Origin of the sequence: Vibrio sp. Vb0888 (genome assembly GCF_033338835.1) — a bacterium.
GTDB lineage: Bacteria > Pseudomonadota > Gammaproteobacteria > Enterobacterales > Vibrionaceae > Vibrio > Vibrio alginolyticus.
Genome location: NZ_JAWOTL010000007.1, coordinates 61,135 through 76,922 on the forward strand (window position 1 = coordinate 61,135; position 15,788 = coordinate 76,922).

12 protein-coding genes are annotated in these 15,788 nt (G+C 43.9%); 4 read left to right on the plus strand and 8 right to left on the minus strand.

Going from position 1 to position 15,788, the window contains the following annotated elements:
- Positions 1 to 39: 39 nt before the first annotated feature.
- Positions 40 to 1,158, minus strand: coding sequence for a maltose/maltodextrin ABC transporter ATP-binding protein MalK (gene malK, locus R7P72_RS12050; RefSeq protein ID WP_005375271.1), 1,119 nt, complete (start codon positions 1,156 to 1,158; stop codon positions 40 to 42).
- Positions 1,159 to 1,830: 672 nt separating this feature from the next.
- On the opposite strand from malK, the gene malE reads away from it, so the two are divergent.
- From malE to malG, 3 genes are all read left to right on the plus strand, one after another.
- Positions 1,831 to 3,009 (plus strand): maltose/maltodextrin ABC transporter substrate-binding protein MalE, encoded by a 1,179-nt coding sequence (gene malE / locus R7P72_RS12055; protein WP_005375272.1) that lies wholly within the window; start codon positions 1,831 to 1,833, stop codon positions 3,007 to 3,009.
- Positions 3,010 to 3,088: 79 nt separating this feature from the next.
- Complete coding sequence (gene malF, locus R7P72_RS12060; RefSeq protein ID WP_005375273.1) at positions 3,089 to 4,663, plus strand: maltose ABC transporter permease MalF; 1,575 nt, start codon at positions 3,089 to 3,091, stop codon at positions 4,661 to 4,663.
- Between the two features lie 12 nt (positions 4,664 to 4,675).
- Positions 4,676 to 5,566 (plus strand): maltose ABC transporter permease MalG, encoded by an 891-nt coding sequence (malG, locus tag R7P72_RS12065; RefSeq protein ID WP_005375275.1) that lies wholly within the window; start codon positions 4,676 to 4,678, stop codon positions 5,564 to 5,566.
- 367 nt (positions 5,567 to 5,933) lie between these two features.
- Here malG and R7P72_RS12070 read toward each other — a convergent pair whose 3' ends face one another.
- From R7P72_RS12070 to R7P72_RS12080, 3 genes are all read right to left on the minus strand, one after another.
- Positions 5,934 to 6,179, minus strand: coding sequence for a hypothetical protein (locus R7P72_RS12070; RefSeq protein WP_005375277.1), 246 nt, complete (start codon positions 6,177 to 6,179; stop codon positions 5,934 to 5,936).
- Positions 6,180 to 6,350: 171 nt separating this feature from the next.
- Entirely contained in the window at positions 6,351 to 6,836 is a 486-nt protein-coding gene (locus R7P72_RS12075; protein ID WP_005375279.1) for an acyl-CoA thioesterase, read from the minus strand.
- Positions 6,837 to 6,981: 145 nt separating this feature from the next.
- Positions 6,982 to 7,887, minus strand: coding sequence for a DMT family transporter (locus R7P72_RS12080; RefSeq protein ID WP_213906924.1), 906 nt, complete (start codon positions 7,885 to 7,887; stop codon positions 6,982 to 6,984).
- A 98-nt stretch (positions 7,888 to 7,985) separates the two neighbouring features.
- Here R7P72_RS12080 and R7P72_RS12085 point away from each other — a divergent pair, with 98 nt between their 5' ends.
- Positions 7,986 to 8,774, plus strand: a complete 789-nt coding sequence (locus R7P72_RS12085; RefSeq protein ID WP_213906923.1) for an AraC family transcriptional regulator — start codon at positions 7,986 to 7,988, stop codon at positions 8,772 to 8,774.
- Positions 8,775 to 8,978: 204 nt separating this feature from the next.
- On the opposite strand, the gene R7P72_RS12090 is transcribed toward R7P72_RS12085, so the two are convergent.
- From R7P72_RS12090 to R7P72_RS12105, 4 genes are all read right to left on the minus strand, one after another.
- Positions 8,979 to 10,670, minus strand: a complete 1,692-nt coding sequence (locus R7P72_RS12090) for an ABC transporter ATP-binding protein (protein ID WP_005375285.1) — start codon at positions 10,668 to 10,670, stop codon at positions 8,979 to 8,981.
- Complete coding sequence (locus R7P72_RS12095; RefSeq protein ID WP_005375287.1) at positions 10,667 to 12,277, minus strand: ATP-binding cassette domain-containing protein; 1,611 nt, start codon at positions 12,275 to 12,277, stop codon at positions 10,667 to 10,669. Before R7P72_RS12095 ends, R7P72_RS12090 begins: the two co-directional genes overlap by 4 nt.
- Before the next feature lie 264 nt (positions 12,278 to 12,541).
- Positions 12,542 to 14,722 carry a TonB-dependent receptor gene (locus tag R7P72_RS12100; protein WP_104980108.1) on the minus strand — a complete coding sequence of 727 codons (2,181 nt, stop codon included), beginning with the start codon at positions 14,720 to 14,722 and terminating at the stop codon, positions 12,542 to 12,544.
- A 94-nt stretch (positions 14,723 to 14,816) separates the two neighbouring features.
- A complete protein-coding gene (locus tag R7P72_RS12105) occupies positions 14,817 to 15,785 on the minus strand; it encodes a siderophore ABC transporter substrate-binding protein (RefSeq protein ID WP_054701806.1) in 969 nt (322 codons plus the stop codon).
- Positions 15,786 to 15,788: the final 3 nt, after the last annotated feature.

The window sequence follows — 15,788 nt, forward strand, 5'->3', positions numbered from 1 at the left end:
CTCTCAAGTGAGAGGGATTTTTGAGTAAGGACGAATGAACTATTCGACTTCTACGCCGTTTTCTTTGTATAGGCGGCGGCATGCGCGACCATCACTGTGGAACAGGTGACAACGATGAGCTGGAATACCGATCTCGATTTTATCGCCAGTGTCGACTGCAAGCGTGTCCGGCTGACGGAAAATAACGTCGGCGTCCGCGCCTTCTAGATTTAGGTATACTTGAGTTTCGTTACCTAGCTTCTCAACAATCATCACTTCACCGTGAATACTTGCATCAGCTTCAGAAGCGGATAATAGGTGCTCAGGGCGAATGCCTAAAGACATTCGGTCGCCGCGGTTAACTGTTGTACCATCCACCGGAATCCAGAAAGATACGCCGTTAGATAGTTGAACTTTGACGCGCTCTGCTTCTACTTCATCAATGAACACGCTCATGAAGTTCATTTTCGGAGAACCGATAAAGCCAGCTACAAAGCGGTTTTGTGGGTAATGGTAAAGCTCAAGCGGCTTACCAACTTGCGATACATAACCGCCGTCTAGTACAACGATTTTATCTGCCATTGTCATCGCTTCTACCTGATCGTGCGTTACGTAGATCATGGTACAACCAAGTTGGCGTTGTAGCTTAGTAATTTGTGCACGCATGTTTACACGCAGTGCCGCATCCAAGTTTGATAGTGGCTCGTCTAGAAGGAATACATTTGGCTGCGATACCAATGTTCGGCCAATCGCCACACGTTGACGCTGTCCACCAGAAAGTGCTTTTGGTTGGCGCTCAAGCAAGTGGCCTAGTTGTAGGATTTCTGCTGCTTGTTCAACACGCTTGTCGATTTCTGCTTTGTCTGCTTTTGCTAGTTTCAAGCCAAATGACATGTTGTCATATAAGTTAAGGTGCGGGTAAAGAGCGTAAGACTGGAATACCATACCAACACCACGTTTGGATGGTTCGACGTCATTCATGCGCTGGTCACCAATATACAAATCACCTGAAGTAATGTCTTCAAGACCGGCAATACAACGTAAAAGGGTAGATTTACCACAACCTGATGGACCTACGAAAACAACAAATTCACCTTCGTTGATTGTTAGGTCTACGTTCTTAGAAATCAGTACGTCGCCATACGCTTTACAAACATTTTTTAACGTGACACTCGCCATGTAGCTCGTCCTCGATCAATTTTTTATTATTCACCGCTCATCATTATATGAATTATCTAGCGAGCAGTAACAGTAGGAATCGGTAAGTTCTTGCGGTTGGTAAGAAAAGTAGGGTAGCACTTCAATAAAATGTCCTGAATAGAAGTGCTACCCATCATAGCCAAGTACGAGTTTCTCTCCCCCACATTATTCGTATTGTCTCCCCCGTGAAATAATTACCACAAACAACACTAATAATGACATTCCACTCGTCTGGCAATGCAAAACCAGCAAATCTTTTTCCTAATACGTAGGCACTGCTGGGAAAGGGTTCTTACCATCCACTCTTGGATGACTGCAGTTTCTAAGATTGTGCGTAGTGCGACATCCTCCTAATAGAAATAATTGTAGGGGGAGTAGAAAGGGAGGAGTAAAAAAGGAGGAGGAAGAAAGCAGTTGGTCGGAAATCACATTATTGCACCACCTAAAGTTGAAACCGATCACAGGAACTATCCATTTTGTGATTTGAGTCTCTTACCCTTGGCGATTTAGATCACGAAAATACGTCATAATTGTAAGGGCGTAGGGATTAGGAGGATGAGACATATTGGATTATTTCAGATGATATATGTCGAAATACGGCTGAACCTCAATGGACTAGCCCTACATCAAAAATATAAAAAGGATACGAACATGAAAAAGTTAAGCGCTGTAGCACTAGGTACTCTTGTTGCTTTGGGTTCTTTTGGTGCTAATGCTGCCATCGAAGAAGGACAACTTACTATCTGGATCAACGGTGATAAAGGCTACAACGGCCTTGCTGAAGTTGGTAAGAAATTTGAAGAAGACACAGGCATTAAAGTGACTGTGGCTCACCCAGATGGCCTTCAAGACAAATTCCCTCAAACTGCAGCGACTGGCGACGGTCCTGATATCGTATTCTGGGCTCACGACCGTTTCGGTGGTTACGCAGAAGCTGGCCTGCTAGCAGAAATTAAACCTTCTAAGAATATTCAAGAAGGTATCGTTGATTTCGCTTGGGATGCAGTACGTTACGACGGCAAATTGATCGGCTATCCAGTTGCGGTTGAGTCTCTATCTCTAATCTACAACAAAGACCTAGTTCCAAACCCACCAAAGTCTTGGGAAGAGGTTGCAGCATTAGATGCAAAACTTAAAAAAGACGGCAAGTCTGCAATCATGTGGAACCTAAAAGAACCGTACTTCACTTGGCCACTAATGGCGGCTGATGGCGGCTACGCGTTCAAATACACTTCTGAAGGTTACGATGTTAAAGACGCTGGTATCGCGAAAGAAGGCGTTAAAGACGCAATGAGCTTCGTAAAAGGCTTAGTTGATAAAGGCGTAATCTCTGCGGATATGGATTACTCCGTGTCTGAGTCTGCGTTCAACCAAGGCAAAACAGCGATGACGATTAACGGTCCATGGTCTTGGGGCAACATTGAGAAGTCAGGCGTTAACTACGGCGTGACTACGCTACCTAAGTTCCAAGGTCAATCTTCTAAGCCATTCGTTGGTGTTCTAACGGCTGGTATCAGCACTGCGTCTCCAAACAAAGACCTAGCAGTTGAGTTCATTGAGAACTACCTACTAACAAACGATGGCCTACGTATGGTTAACAACGATAAGCCTCTAGGTGCGGTAGCACTTAACTCGTTCCAACGTGAGCTTGATTCAGATACTCGTATCGCAGCAACAATGGACAATGCGATGAACGGCGAAATCATGCCAAATATCCCTCAAATGAACGCATTCTGGGGTGCGGCTAAGAACGCAATCATCAACGTAGTTGACGGTCGTCAAACTGTCGATGCAGCTCTTGCAGATGCAGAAAAACAAATGACTAAATAATTAAGTAAGACCTTTTTAAGGAGGAGGCAACTCCTCCTTACTTTTCTATATTTATTCTATATTCGCTAGCAGGTTCCCTATGCAGTCAGTTCAAGGTACAAATGCTATGACAGCACCAGAAGCCAGCCTTCCGAGCAGCAAAAAAGTGTTCATGAAATGGTCACTTTTAGGCACAGTCGGCATCATCAATGGCTACGCAACAATCCTTATGTATTCTCGCGGTGAGATTGCGTTTGCACTACTTACGCTCATTCTTACCGCTTTAGCGTTGTTCATCTTTGGTAGCAAAAAGACGTACGCACACCGTTACATCTACCCTGGTATAGCAGGGATGATCCTTTTCATTCTTTTTCCTTTGGCGTACACCATAGGTTTGGCGTTTACCAACTATAGCGCGAAGAACCAACTCTCTTTTGATCGCGCTCAGAACGTACTTTTGGACCGAACTTACCAAAGTGGTGATAGCTACCCGTTCACTTTGTATAAAACGGAGCAAGGCCATCAACTTGTGGTTGAAAAAGATGGTGAGCTACTTGCAAGCCCGACTTTTCAGCTTGATAACCTTTCAGCATCGGAGTTTGATCTTTCACCAATTGAAGAAGTAACGGGTGAAAAAGAATCAATCAAGGCGATTGTTAAGAACCGCAGTGCGTTGAGCAGTGTCGATTTACATTTGCCAAGTGGTGATGATATCCGCATGAGTGGGCTGCGCAAATTTGCTGCAGTTGTACCTTTGTACACATTACAAGAAGATGGTGAAACGCTTTACAACAACCGGACTGAAGAAACGCTACGTCCAAATATGGAAGTAGGTTACTACCAGCCTGTCGATGAAAATGGTCAATTTGTTGGTAGCACAGTGTCACCAGGTTTCGTGGTGAACATTGGTACCCACAATTTTGAGCGTGTTTGGAAAGATGATGGTATCAAAGAGCCGTTTATCAGTATCTTTATCTGGACCATTGTTTTCTCTGCGCTAACCGTATTGTTTACGCTTGTTATTGGTCTTGTCCTTGCCAGTGTGGTTCAGTGGGAAGCACTTAAAGGTCGCTCAGTTTACCGTTTGTTGCTAATCCTGCCTTATGCAGTTCCGGCGTTTATTTCTATCTTGATCTTTAAAGGTTTGTTTAACCAAAGCTTTGGTGAGATCAACATGTTGTTGGAAGGCTTATTCGGCATTAGCCCGGCTTGGTTCTCTGATCCGTTCATGGCGAAAACCATGATCTTAATTGTTAACACTTGGCTTGGTTTCCCTTACATGATGATTTTGTGTATGGGCTTACTAAAAGCGATTCCAGACGATTTATATGAAGCATCAGCAATTGATGGTGCGAACTTTGTCACGAACTTCACACGTATCACACTACCAATGATGTTGAAGCCGTTAACACCATTGTTGATCGCGAGTTTTGCATTTAACTTCAACAACTTCGTACTTATCCAGTTGTTGACTGGCGGTGGTCCAAACATGATTGGTACATCAGAGCCTGCGGGTTACACCGACCTGCTAGTAAGTTACACCTACCGAATCGCATTCGAAGGTGCTGGTGGTCAAGACTTCGGTCTAGCAAGTGCAGTAGCAACGCTTATCTTCCTATTGGTTGGCGCATTGGCACTTATCAACCTACGCGTAACTAAAGTAGCTCAGGACTAAGGAGAAATTACAATGGCAATGGTACAAGGTAAGTCATTAAAGTATCGTGTTTGGGCTACTCATATTGCAATGTGGGCATTCTTGGCACTGATTATTTTCCCTTTACTGATGATCATCGCGATTTCATTCCGTGAAGGTAACTTTGCAACGGGTAGCCTGATCCCAGACAACCCAACACTTGATCACTGGAAATTGGCATTAGGTTTCTCGGTGACTAATCCAGACGGTACAGTTACACCGCCACCATTCCCAGTAATGACATGGTTGTGGAACTCGGTAAAAGTGGGTGGTATTTCTGCAATCCTAATCGTGGCGCTATCAACCACATCGGCTTACGCGTTTGCTCGTATGAAGTTCAAAGGTAAGAACACCATTCTTAAAGCGATGATGATCTTCCAGATGTTCCCTGCGGTGTTGGCACTGGTTGCTCTGTACGCGTTGTTCGACAAACTGGGTCAGTACATTCCTTTCCTTGGTCTGAACACGCATGGCGGTCTGATCTTCGCTTACTTAGGTGGTATCGCACTGCACGTTTGGACCATTAAAGGCTACTTCGAAAGTATTGACTCGTCTCTAGAAGAAGCGGCGGCTCTTGATGGTGCTACACCATGGCAAGCATTCCGTTTGGTATTGCTGCCACTGTCTGTGCCAATCCTAGCGGTAGTCTTCATATTGTCGTTCATCATGGTAATTGGTGAAGTTCCTGTAGCGTCACTACTGCTTTCTGATGTAGACTCGTACACACTTGCAGTGGGTATGCAGCAATACCTATATCCACAAAACTACTTGTGGGGTGACTTTGCCGCAGCTGCTGTACTTTCAGCAGTGCCAATCACTGCCGTATTCTTACTTGCGCAGCGCTGGTTGGTTGGTGGTCTAACCGCTGGTGGTGTGAAAGGATAATCTCTTGTGGTCTGAGATTGATAAGAATAACTAGAAAAGGGCGACCACATGGTCGCCCTTATACTTAGCACGGATATTACAATTTTGGTTTGGCCGCCGATCAGTAATATCTTGGCTTTTATTGGCGTTACGCATAGCTGGCTGTTAGCTTAGTTCCTTACGATTCAATCACTAACAGTTTTTGTAACCATAACCTGAGTTTAGACTCAGGTTTTTTTATGCCTGTTAAAGGCAATTGTGCAATAAGTAGATAGAGATTAGCGGCTTTGCAATGGATTACACAGGGCTTGAATAATGCCCTGCGTAGCACTTCACATAAATAACTAGAGCTTAGTAAAAAGCTAAATTGAGGTAGGGAAGGAAGAGATTAAAACTCTCGGCTGGAAGGTGCGCATCCAACGTATTGAAGCAGCGTGTACAAACTTTCTTGCTGCAGTGCGACGCGACGAAATAGATTAGCAAAGGTAACGTCACCGCCAAAGCAAGTTTGAATGTAATGATTAATTTCTGTTTCGTTATACCCCTCGACGTACATGGTTCTCACCCACTGGTACTCGACCGCTTTTAAATTGGTCAACGTCTCTTCACTTAAGGTCGTTTCTTTTAGTCTCAAGATCCAAACTCTATCCAACTCTAAAATAATGGATGGATTTAAGCAAAGCTAGGTGAAGGATTTATGACAGAGAAGGGCGAGCGTGAAACAAATGGCAAAACCATGATGTTGCTCCACACTCTGGGTCTAGGTAACGTTGAGGTACTTAATAGCGTTCTTAACGGATGCCAGTTACTTGAGGTATTTAACGTGTGCTTCCATTTCTTCCCCAATCTCTTTACGCATGTTCATAAGACGGATAGCGGATTGCTCTAAGGCTTTGTCTTCATCTGACTCTGGAATCCATTTCGGTACATCGGTTGGTTTTCCGTTTTCATCTACAGCAACCATGATAACGATACAGTGAGTGGTGAGTCTGTTTTTCATTTGCTTTGGATCACTAGCTTGCACGTCAATCGCAATGTGCATTGAGCTTCGTCCGGTATAAATGACTTTCGCGCTAACTTCGACTAAGTTGCCGACATGAATCGGAGCAACAAACCGAATGCCGCCAGCATATGCGGTAATGCAATATTTACCACTCCACGCTGCAGAACAGGCGTACGCTGCCAAGTCGATCCATTTCATTACGGCGCCGCCGTGCACTTTTCCGCCAAAATTTACGTCGCTGGGTTCTGCTAAAAAGCGAAGGGTAATGTCTCTTTGACCACTGCTCATCTGTCTTTCCTTGATGGGTTATTGTTTTCCCAATTTAGCAGCAAGATGAATTTTCGGGAATAGCGAATGAAACAAAATATTAACTTTTATTCGAACGCTGGAAGTGACAAGCCACAGCGTAGTTCTGTGGCTTGGGGTGTAGATGTTAATTGGCGGTAGAGGCAACCTCAGAATTGGACAATGGTTTTCTCTGTCTTACTTTTATTTGCGACAGGATAACGCCAGAGATGACTAACAACCCACCAATAATATGGTAAGCGTAAATTTTCTCACCAATTAGTGTTGAAGCAAGTATGACGGAAACCACAGGCATTAGGTTCATGAACATAGCACTTGAATCAGCACCAATTGAATCAATCGCTTTGACCCACATCAGCGGCGCGAAAATGGAAGCAGCAATACCAGCATAAGCGATTAATGGTAGCGCGTCTTGGCTTGGTAACAGTTGCTCACTAGAGAGCCAAAGTGGTGTGAGCATCAAAACAGAAAAGAAGCCCTGCATGTAAACCAGAGTCAAACTACTGAATGGCATTTTCCAGCGTTTTAGCAGAACACAATAAGCCGCGTATACCATGGCAGCAACGAGCATTAAGCTGTCACCTTGCGTTAAGTCTTGATGTAAAAAGTAAGTGATATCACCGTGACCAAGCATAAATGCCAAGCCGCCGAGCGAAATGACACCACCGACGATACTTAACATTGATATAGATTTACCGAGCAATGGGACACTTAAAAACACACTGAGCAAAGGAACTAAAGAGGTGATCAGAGCCATATTAGAGGCCGTTGTTGTTAAACCGGCATAGTATCCAAGTGACTGGTTGAGAACCATACCAAGTAACGCAAGAAACGCCAACTTAGCTAAGTAAGGTCGAATAATGTGTCGTTGTTTGATGATTGCAGGCAGGCAAAATGGCGTTAGGAGTACCATTGCGACAAACCAACGGTAGAAACTCATCGCACTTGGTTCAATGGCGCTTGCTGCCATCTTGTTCACAATTGAGTTACCACCCCAAATCATAACGGTGAAAAACGGAAGTAAATAAATCATGAGAACCCTATAGCACAATTATTGATGGCGCTAGTCTGGCAGGTCTTTATAATAAAAAGTATCTCTTAAAAGACATCGTAAGCGATAGGAAGACAATTTTGAAAAAGAGCGACAGAAATCTTCACCCCTCCTTATCAATAGATCGTGCGCCATCAGATGTATTTATGAATTTCGAAGCGTTTCTCTCTAATACAGAAACACGAATTCATAGCCACCCTTGGGGGCAAGTGCAACTGATCAGCGGTGGGATTCTTGAGATGGATGCAGAAGACACAAGATTTCTAGCACCTCCACATCTTGCTATTTGGGTTCCCGCCGGAATTCGTCACACTAGCTACAACCGTAAGCCAATCGAATATTGTTCTTTGAACATTGCCCCTGAATTGACAGCGCATTTTCCTACCAAAACGAGCTTGATCAAAGTGACTCCAATCGTGTCATCTATTATTGAGGACTTTCGTCAGCGAGACATTAACGTGGCGCAAACTGATGAAGACAAGCGCTTGGTACAAGTGTTATTGGACCAGCTTGCAAAGCAAGAAGTCGAACATCACTTTTTACCGACTACCGACAATAAGTATCTTGAACCGATTTTAAAAGCAGTAGAAGAATCGCCGACGGATGAGATCAGTTTGGCGGAATGGGCAGAAAAAGTGCACACCACTGAACGCACGTTAGCGAGACATTGCCAGAGTGAGTTAGGCATGAGCTTTACTGAGTGGCGCTTACGTGTGCGATATTTACATTCTATGGAGTTGCTGCGTAAAGGGCAGACTGTGAAAGAAGTCGCTCTGACGTTAGGTTATAACCAAGCTAGCCCTTTTATCGCGATGTTCAAGAAATACTCCGGCATGACACCGGAGCAATACAAGAATCGATTGTTGTAAAAGTGTAGAGTCTATTTTTAACAAAATTGACAATGCGCTGTATGATGACCGACTCGAAAAGCTGATGGTATTGGAAAGACTTACGTCTATCTTGTGTCAGATTGAGTCAGAATTATAACCTTGAGAATTCGCTTTATTATTATTGCTTTACAACATGCCTGTAAGATTCTTTAGATGATACAATTTGCTAAAGTGACAAAAAACTCAATTGACACCGCTTAGATTTAAGTATTGATTGTTATTAGTTTCTTCAGCCGCCAATTTGTCCCTACTTTTCAAGGAAGTAGAGTTGTACTGTGCAACTATAACTCTTCTACCCTCAATCGTGAGTTCCAATGTGGGTGACCATATATTCTGATCGCGATGCGTCACAATAATCACGGTCGAGTTCAATGTTTGAATATGTTGAGCAATACTTTTTTCGGTTGCTTCGTCTAATGCTGCCGTCGCTTCGTCGAAAATGAGGATTGGCGCCTTTTTAATGAGAGCTCGCGCAATTGCGACTCTCTGTCTTTCACCTCCTGACAACCCTGAGCCTCTTTGTCCTACTGTTTGATGTATTCCTTTAGGAGATGAGTCAATAAGTTTGTCCAATTGTGCGTGTCTTGCAAAGCTCTCAACTTCATAATCACTTGCATTGGGATTACCTAACCGAATGTTATCCGCCAATGTGCCAGTAAAAATGACCGGTTCTTGAGCAACATAGGCTATATGCTGGGTGAGCACGTCATAAGGGATACTCTTTAGATCTATCCCTCCGAGCGAAATAAGACCTTGGTCAGGATCATCAAACCTTAGAAACAGGCCCAGTAAAGTGCTTTTGCCACTGCCACTGACTCCATTGATGACGACGGTATCACCTTGTTTGATCTCCGTGCTAGCATCTTCAAAGAGATCTAAATGGCCCACAAGGTTCAGTTCGAACTTATGGTTTTTGGGGGAGGTTGCAAATTGAGGATTAGGCTCAGGCAGAACAGGGACATTCGTTAACTGAGCGTAATTTTTAATTGAGGATTTTACGTCGTTAATCGCAAAGCCTGCCAACGCGAGTTCACCCAAAGGTGCAGCTGCACGGGTAATCAATATCAATAAAGCCAAGACTAATAAGGGTTGAGTAATCGGCTCTAAGACGAGATAGATGGCGATACCTGCAAGGGGTAAAATCGTTGCCAATCCTGATACTAAGGTTGCGATAGAAGCGTTACGATTAATAGTTGAATGAGCTTCTTCTTGTGCGTGCCAACTCTGTTCAATACGCTCGATTGAGCGCTCAGGCCCCGCTGTTGAGCGAAGTAACTCAAGGTTATCTATGAGCTCAAGTGTTGATTTAGTCGCTTGAAGCTCTGCGTCATGTCGGTCGCTATCTGAGCGACTTAGGTATCTTTGCGCCTTGTACTGAACGAGCAGTGCAACTAGTAACAATACGGCACTGAGTAGTGCAATTTCACCTCCTCCAACGACCCCAATACCGATAATTAAAAATATGGGTAACATTGGAGCGTGTAAAAATGTTTGTAGCTGATGAGCAGGAATGGCCATAAAGCCAGGTATTCCTCGTTCTGCTAGTTGGGTGAGCTGAGTTCTATGCTGATCATTAAACCAAGCTAACTTTGCTTTACTGAGCGAATGACCTACTGATGAATAAAGATCCCCAGCCAGTTTCGCACCAGAGAGAAATCCAGAACGAGTTACAATAACGGTAACTATCACAGTTAGAACAGCAGCTATTATGACGTTCAATGGTGAAGCTTGTTCGACAATAGATATTGCAAGAAATGTGTAAGCCGTTGCCTCAAATAATGCAACTAGTCCCCAACCTATAGCGACTCGATATAGACGGTGCTTTGCACTTTGTGGAATTGTCGAATTGGAATAGAGGGTATTGTGAGCCGTCATACTTCTTCATCCTGTCGTTGAGCCTTTCTGTTGAGCATCAATGTAGTGTCTGCAAGTTTCGCGAGTTCTGAGTCGTGAGTAATTATGATCAATATCTTGTCTTGTGTTTTCGCAAACTTCGCGAGATTTCTGATCACAGTGAAGGCCGTATTTTTATCGAGAGCACTGGTTGGTTCATCCAGTAATAGAACGTTGGCTTGAGTTAGAAATGTGTTAGCTATTGCGACACGTTGTTGCTCGCCTCCTGAAAGCACGCTTGCATCAGAATTGAGGTCAATCTTTAATTGAGCTTGTTGCAAAGCTTGGTTCAGCTCGTCGTCACTTGAACTTGGCGTTGATAGTTTCAAATTCTGCCTAATGGTAGTTTTGAGTACACCGATATCTTGGGGTACATAGCGTATGGCGGAGTATCGGGATATCTCAGAGAGTTTAGACAGTTGATTGCCTCCTAAGGTAACGAAGCCTGAAAGAGGTGTTTCTTGACCTGCTAATAGACGTAGTAACGTACTTTTGCCTGCTCCGCTAGGCCCCATGATGGCTGTAAATGAACCCCGTGGGAAGTAGTGGGAGAAGTTATCAATAATATTAACAGTTCCATTAGCCACTACGATATTTGATGCTTGTAGTGATAGCGGTTTTTCTCCCGCGCTCAAACTGCCACTTTCTATTTGTGGTTGCTGTAAAAAGTCGCTGATGTTCTTTGCAGCATTCTTTCCTGCGTTAACGTAGTCCAATCCATGGCCAAGCTTCAGTGCGGGTGATACGACGGCCAAACCAAAAAAGAATAGCGACGCCATTGCCACGGGACTTAATTCATAGCCAATGGTATAGGCCATTGCGAAAGTCGAAACCGCTTGAAGTAATGCGGTAGCAATTGCTGCTGGAAGGGCAACGCTACCAACCCATTTCACTATGCCGTGAGTAAAGCGTCTTGTGGCATCATTATAGCTGTCGAGTGCTCCTGCTTGCGTGCCGTAAATTCGATTTACTCGGATACCTCTTGTGTAGTCGTTTACTGCGGTAACGATATCACCCATTATTGTCATGCGCTCTTTGCCATGTTTAGCGGCGAACCTAGGTAAAAAGAGTAGGTAGTACAATGATGCAATTAGACCAGGGAGCAGAGTAAGCATCGCTACCGGACCTGTGAGATTCAACATGATAAAAATAGAAGTTGCGGGTACGACAATGAATGTCACGAGTTCTGAAGGCAAATGCGCAACCATGTGGTGAAGCGTGCTGATGTCTTCGGAAACTATGCGACGCAGTTGATTATCACCATATTGAGAGATGGTCTTGCTTGGCAAGCGCGTCAAGTGCTGAGCAACTTGGCGACGTAATCGAGTGGAAAACTGCGACTCGGCATCATGAACTAACCACGAGCCCACTGATGAGGCAAGTGCGCTAGCCGCCCAAAGTCCTATGGCACCGTAAATCCATTGGTTTGCAAATTTATCGATAAGGTTTATCAAGCATAGCAGTGCACCAACTTTTGCCACAGCGGCAAGTGCTTCACAAAACGTTCCCAAAGCAAGCTTCTTAATCGATGGCTTTAAGGCTGGCATTAAGCTAGGCGTAACGTAATGTTGGCTGATTTTACTTATCATATTGTCACCTTATCTAGCCTATCAAGCGAAAATAAGGAGAACGTGGTAGAGCATATTGAGCTCTTATCGTTTTTCATATAAAGCCTATGGAAGTGGACGTTGATGGATTATGTTTTGAATTAACTTTGGCCGTAGGTGTTGCGAGCTCTTTGTCTGCTTGAATGTTGAAGATGAGTACTTCCTTTGATTTGTTGTGAATTTTCATGAATAGCCAAATGGGAGTAAGTCCCCCTTAGAAGGCAGGCTAAAGGGGAGGTTGAGGGATTAGAAATCCGCAGTAGCTGACAGCATCACTGTACGTGGTGCGCCAAGAGCTAGGTCCGCATAGTGGGTGGTTGTCCAGTAATCTTCATCCAGTACATTGTTTACGCTAAGGCGCCAAACCACGCTTGTTTCAGCAATTTTTGAGTTGTAGCGTGCGCCAAGATCAAGAATAGTCTGTGCAGGTAATGCCTGAGTGTTTTGTGCATCAATGTATTGTTCAGACATATAGTTCGCTTGGCCGATAAGCGTGAGATCACGCATCGCAGGGAGGTTCCATTCTAATGCGAGTTTAGCTTGTAAATCGGGTAGCTTAGTTGCTTGTTTCCCCTCTTCTGTCACATCTGTTGCTTTTGTAATCTCTGCATCTGTATAGGCGATACCACCGATGAGTGTATAGTCCTTTGATAGTGTGCCGTAGAACCCCCATTCAATACCGCGATTGCGCTGTTCACCACCGAAAGAAAAAATGTTGGTATCCGGATCTTGGTACCCATTTGGCTTTTTAATCTCAAATAAACTGAACGTATGAGCAAAGCCGTCCAGGTCAAGCTTCACGCCTGCTTCAGTCTGTTTGGTTTTTTGGGGTTCAAAAGCCTCTCCTGCGTTTGCAGCGCTAGAGCCTGCTGTTTTCCCATTCGTTAAGCCTTCGGTGTAGTTACCATAAAGCGAAACTGAGCTCGAAACTTTGTATAATGCTGCAAGTGCGGGAGTGTAAGTACTTTCCTTAAACTTGGTGGTAGGAAGCGACATTCCGTTCATTATTATTCCAGATTCATAATCAATGCTCTGGTAACGCAAGCCGAGCGTGATTTGGTATTTCCCATCAACAAAAGATAACGTATCGGCAATGCCATAGCTGACCTGAGTTGAATCGATAGGTAAACCATAGTAGTTGTCGTAAACTGAATTTTCTGGTCCCCAAACAGGATCATAAATATTCGAGTTCCAAGGGGCTGGATTATTATTACCTGTTGGAGAATCATTTTTATCTTCTCTAAAGTAAGTACTATTCAGTACAAGGTGGTGTTCTACTGGGCCAGTGTCAAAGTTGCTACGAACACCTATCTCACCTGAAGTCCGTTTGTTCTCAAGCTTAACTGATCCGAGAGATACCTCTAGGTTACCCTCGTTATCGATGATTTTGATTCGTTGCGGTACATTTGAATGAAAATCTGTACGGCTACCACCCAATGCGCTGTATACAGTTACAGAGTCACTAACGCTTAGCTCCCCGCGAATCATCATCCCTTTATCTTCGCTATCATTGTAGGCCCAACTTGGCGTCAATAATGTGTCAGATGGAGGAGGTGATGGGATTTTGAGACCAGAAGCGATGCTTAACCCACGGTTTGCACCTTCAACTCGCTCTGTACTGTAGTAAAAATCTGCTTCAAGGAAAGCAATGTCATTACGCCAATCAAGGCTTAATGATGCAAGTTGAGTTTTGTTGCTTTGGTTGTTTATCGCGGTGTCTCCATCTTTAAATGCACCGTTGAAACGAATACCAAATTCTTCATTTGTACCAAAGCGACGTCCAATATCGATATGTCCTCCGAATTGAGTGTCCGATAAGTAGCTGCCGGTGAAAGATGTGATTGGTGTTTCTTGTGCTCTTTTTGTCACTAAGTTGATGGTGCCACCAACAGATCCATTCGGTGGCATACCGTTGAGCAAAGAAGCAGGACCTTTAAGTACATCAATACGTTGATACATTTCAGGAGAGGTTCGGTAATAAGGAGCGATACCATACAATCCATTAAGCATAACGTCGCTAATGTCTGAGTTGAAACCTCTTATTTTGAAACTTTCTTTGTTTAAGCCGGTTTCACCGCTGGTGAAAACAGAGGGATCAGAAGCTGAGATTACATCTGAGATATCGCGTGCTTGTTGGTCTTGAATGTGTTTTTCTGTGTATCCAATCGTATTGAAAGGCGTTTCCATGAAGTTTTTGTCGCCAAGCATTCCTATATTACTCGCGTGAGAAACTTTGCCAGCGGCATAAACTCTGTTTGCTTCACCATAAACTGTCATTGATTCATCTACGACTTCTTCAGCTTGAGCGATACTAATTGGTACGACAAAAGTACTAAATTGAAGTGAAATAAAGAGGGCGATATGACATGGGCTTGGTTTGTTTTTCTGTGAAGAGTCCATCGCTATCTGATGATAGTCATGAGTCATTATAGATTCCTTTTCTTTGTTTGGGCTAGCTCACATCCGTTCTGACGTCGATTGAGTGTTGAATTACTTAAGATCCAACTCATTGTTATTAGATTTAGCTTTGGTAACCTTTTAGGATGTCTTCAATTATGATTTTCAGAGATGTGATGCTTGCTGAAGTGATGTACCAAGCATCGGCATCAACAAAAACGACGTTGTCGTTTTTCCATGCTTTGGTTTGACGGAGTAGTGGGTTTGCTAAGTGTTCCGCATCAATGACAGGCTTTCCTTCCATTACTGCTGTTCGATCAATGATGTAAAGAATGTCTGGATCAGCTTGGCTAATGAACTCGCTAGAAATTGGCTGACCATGCAAACCTGTCTCCACTTTTTCACTCGCTGGTTTTACCCCCAGAACATCGAAAACGAAGCCATAACGAGACTCAACGCCAAATGAGCTGAAAGCACCATTGTTATGCATGACAACCAAAGCTTTTTCAGAACGCTCTTTCGTAACAGCGCGCACTTCTGCGACTTTTGCATCGATTTCGGCAACTTTCTGTTGGGCTAGCTCCTGCTTTTCAAAGATCTCACCAAGCTCTACAAGGTGTTTCTTAATGGTATCGACGTGATGGTCACGACTATTACGGTAGTTGATGTCAAAATGTAAAGTCGGAGCTAGTTGAGAGAGTTCTTCATACTGATTAGCATGTAGCGGAGTCATCAATACGAGATCTGGTTTTAGGGCATAGATCTTTTCCATATTAGGCTGAACTATCGCACCAAGATCCGCTATCTCAGGTGTGTCTTTGTATTTCGCTAGAAAGTGAGGAACAAAGTCTTTCACCATTCCTGAGATTGGAACATTTAGCTGATCTAAAAAGTCCACTTCGTTCATATCTAATGCTGCCACTCGTTGAGGGCGATGAGAAATAGTAGTTGCTCCGAGATTGTGTTCAATCACGATGAGCTTTTCTAATGGCTGAGTATCTTCAATTTTAGTTATTTCCGGCTCGCAACCTGATAAGGTTCCTAGAGCGCAGCAAGCAAGCGCGATACTCAAACGTAGGGGGCTCTTAAACATGGG

Excerpts from the sequence above, each read along its gene's own strand:
- malK (WP_005375271.1), bottom strand. The coding sequence starts at position 1,158 with ATGGCGAGTGTCACGTTAAAAAATGTTTGTAAAGCGTATGGCGACGTA.
- R7P72_RS12105 (WP_054701806.1), bottom strand. The coding sequence starts at position 15,785 with ATGTTTAAGAGCCCCCTACGTTTGAGTATCGCGCTTGCTTGCTGCGCT.
- R7P72_RS12075 (WP_005375279.1), bottom strand. The coding sequence starts at position 6,836 with ATGAGCAGTGGTCAAAGAGACATTACCCTTCGCTTTTTAGCAGAACCC.
- R7P72_RS12100 (WP_104980108.1), bottom strand. The coding sequence starts at position 14,722 with ATGACTCATGACTATCATCAGATAGCGATGGACTCTTCACAGAAAAAC.
- malG (WP_005375275.1), top strand. The coding sequence starts at position 4,676 with ATGGCAATGGTACAAGGTAAGTCATTAAAGTATCGTGTTTGGGCTACT.
- R7P72_RS12095 (WP_005375287.1), bottom strand. The coding sequence starts at position 12,277 with ATGATAAGTAAAATCAGCCAACATTACGTTACGCCTAGCTTAATGCCA.
- R7P72_RS12090 (WP_005375285.1), bottom strand. The coding sequence starts at position 10,670 with ATGACGGCTCACAATACCCTCTATTCCAATTCGACAATTCCACAAAGT.
- R7P72_RS12080 (WP_213906924.1), bottom strand. The coding sequence starts at position 7,887 with ATGATTTATTTACTTCCGTTTTTCACCGTTATGATTTGGGGTGGTAAC.
- malE (WP_005375272.1), top strand. The coding sequence starts at position 1,831 with ATGAAAAAGTTAAGCGCTGTAGCACTAGGTACTCTTGTTGCTTTGGGT.
- malF (WP_005375273.1), top strand. The coding sequence starts at position 3,089 with ATGCAGTCAGTTCAAGGTACAAATGCTATGACAGCACCAGAAGCCAGC.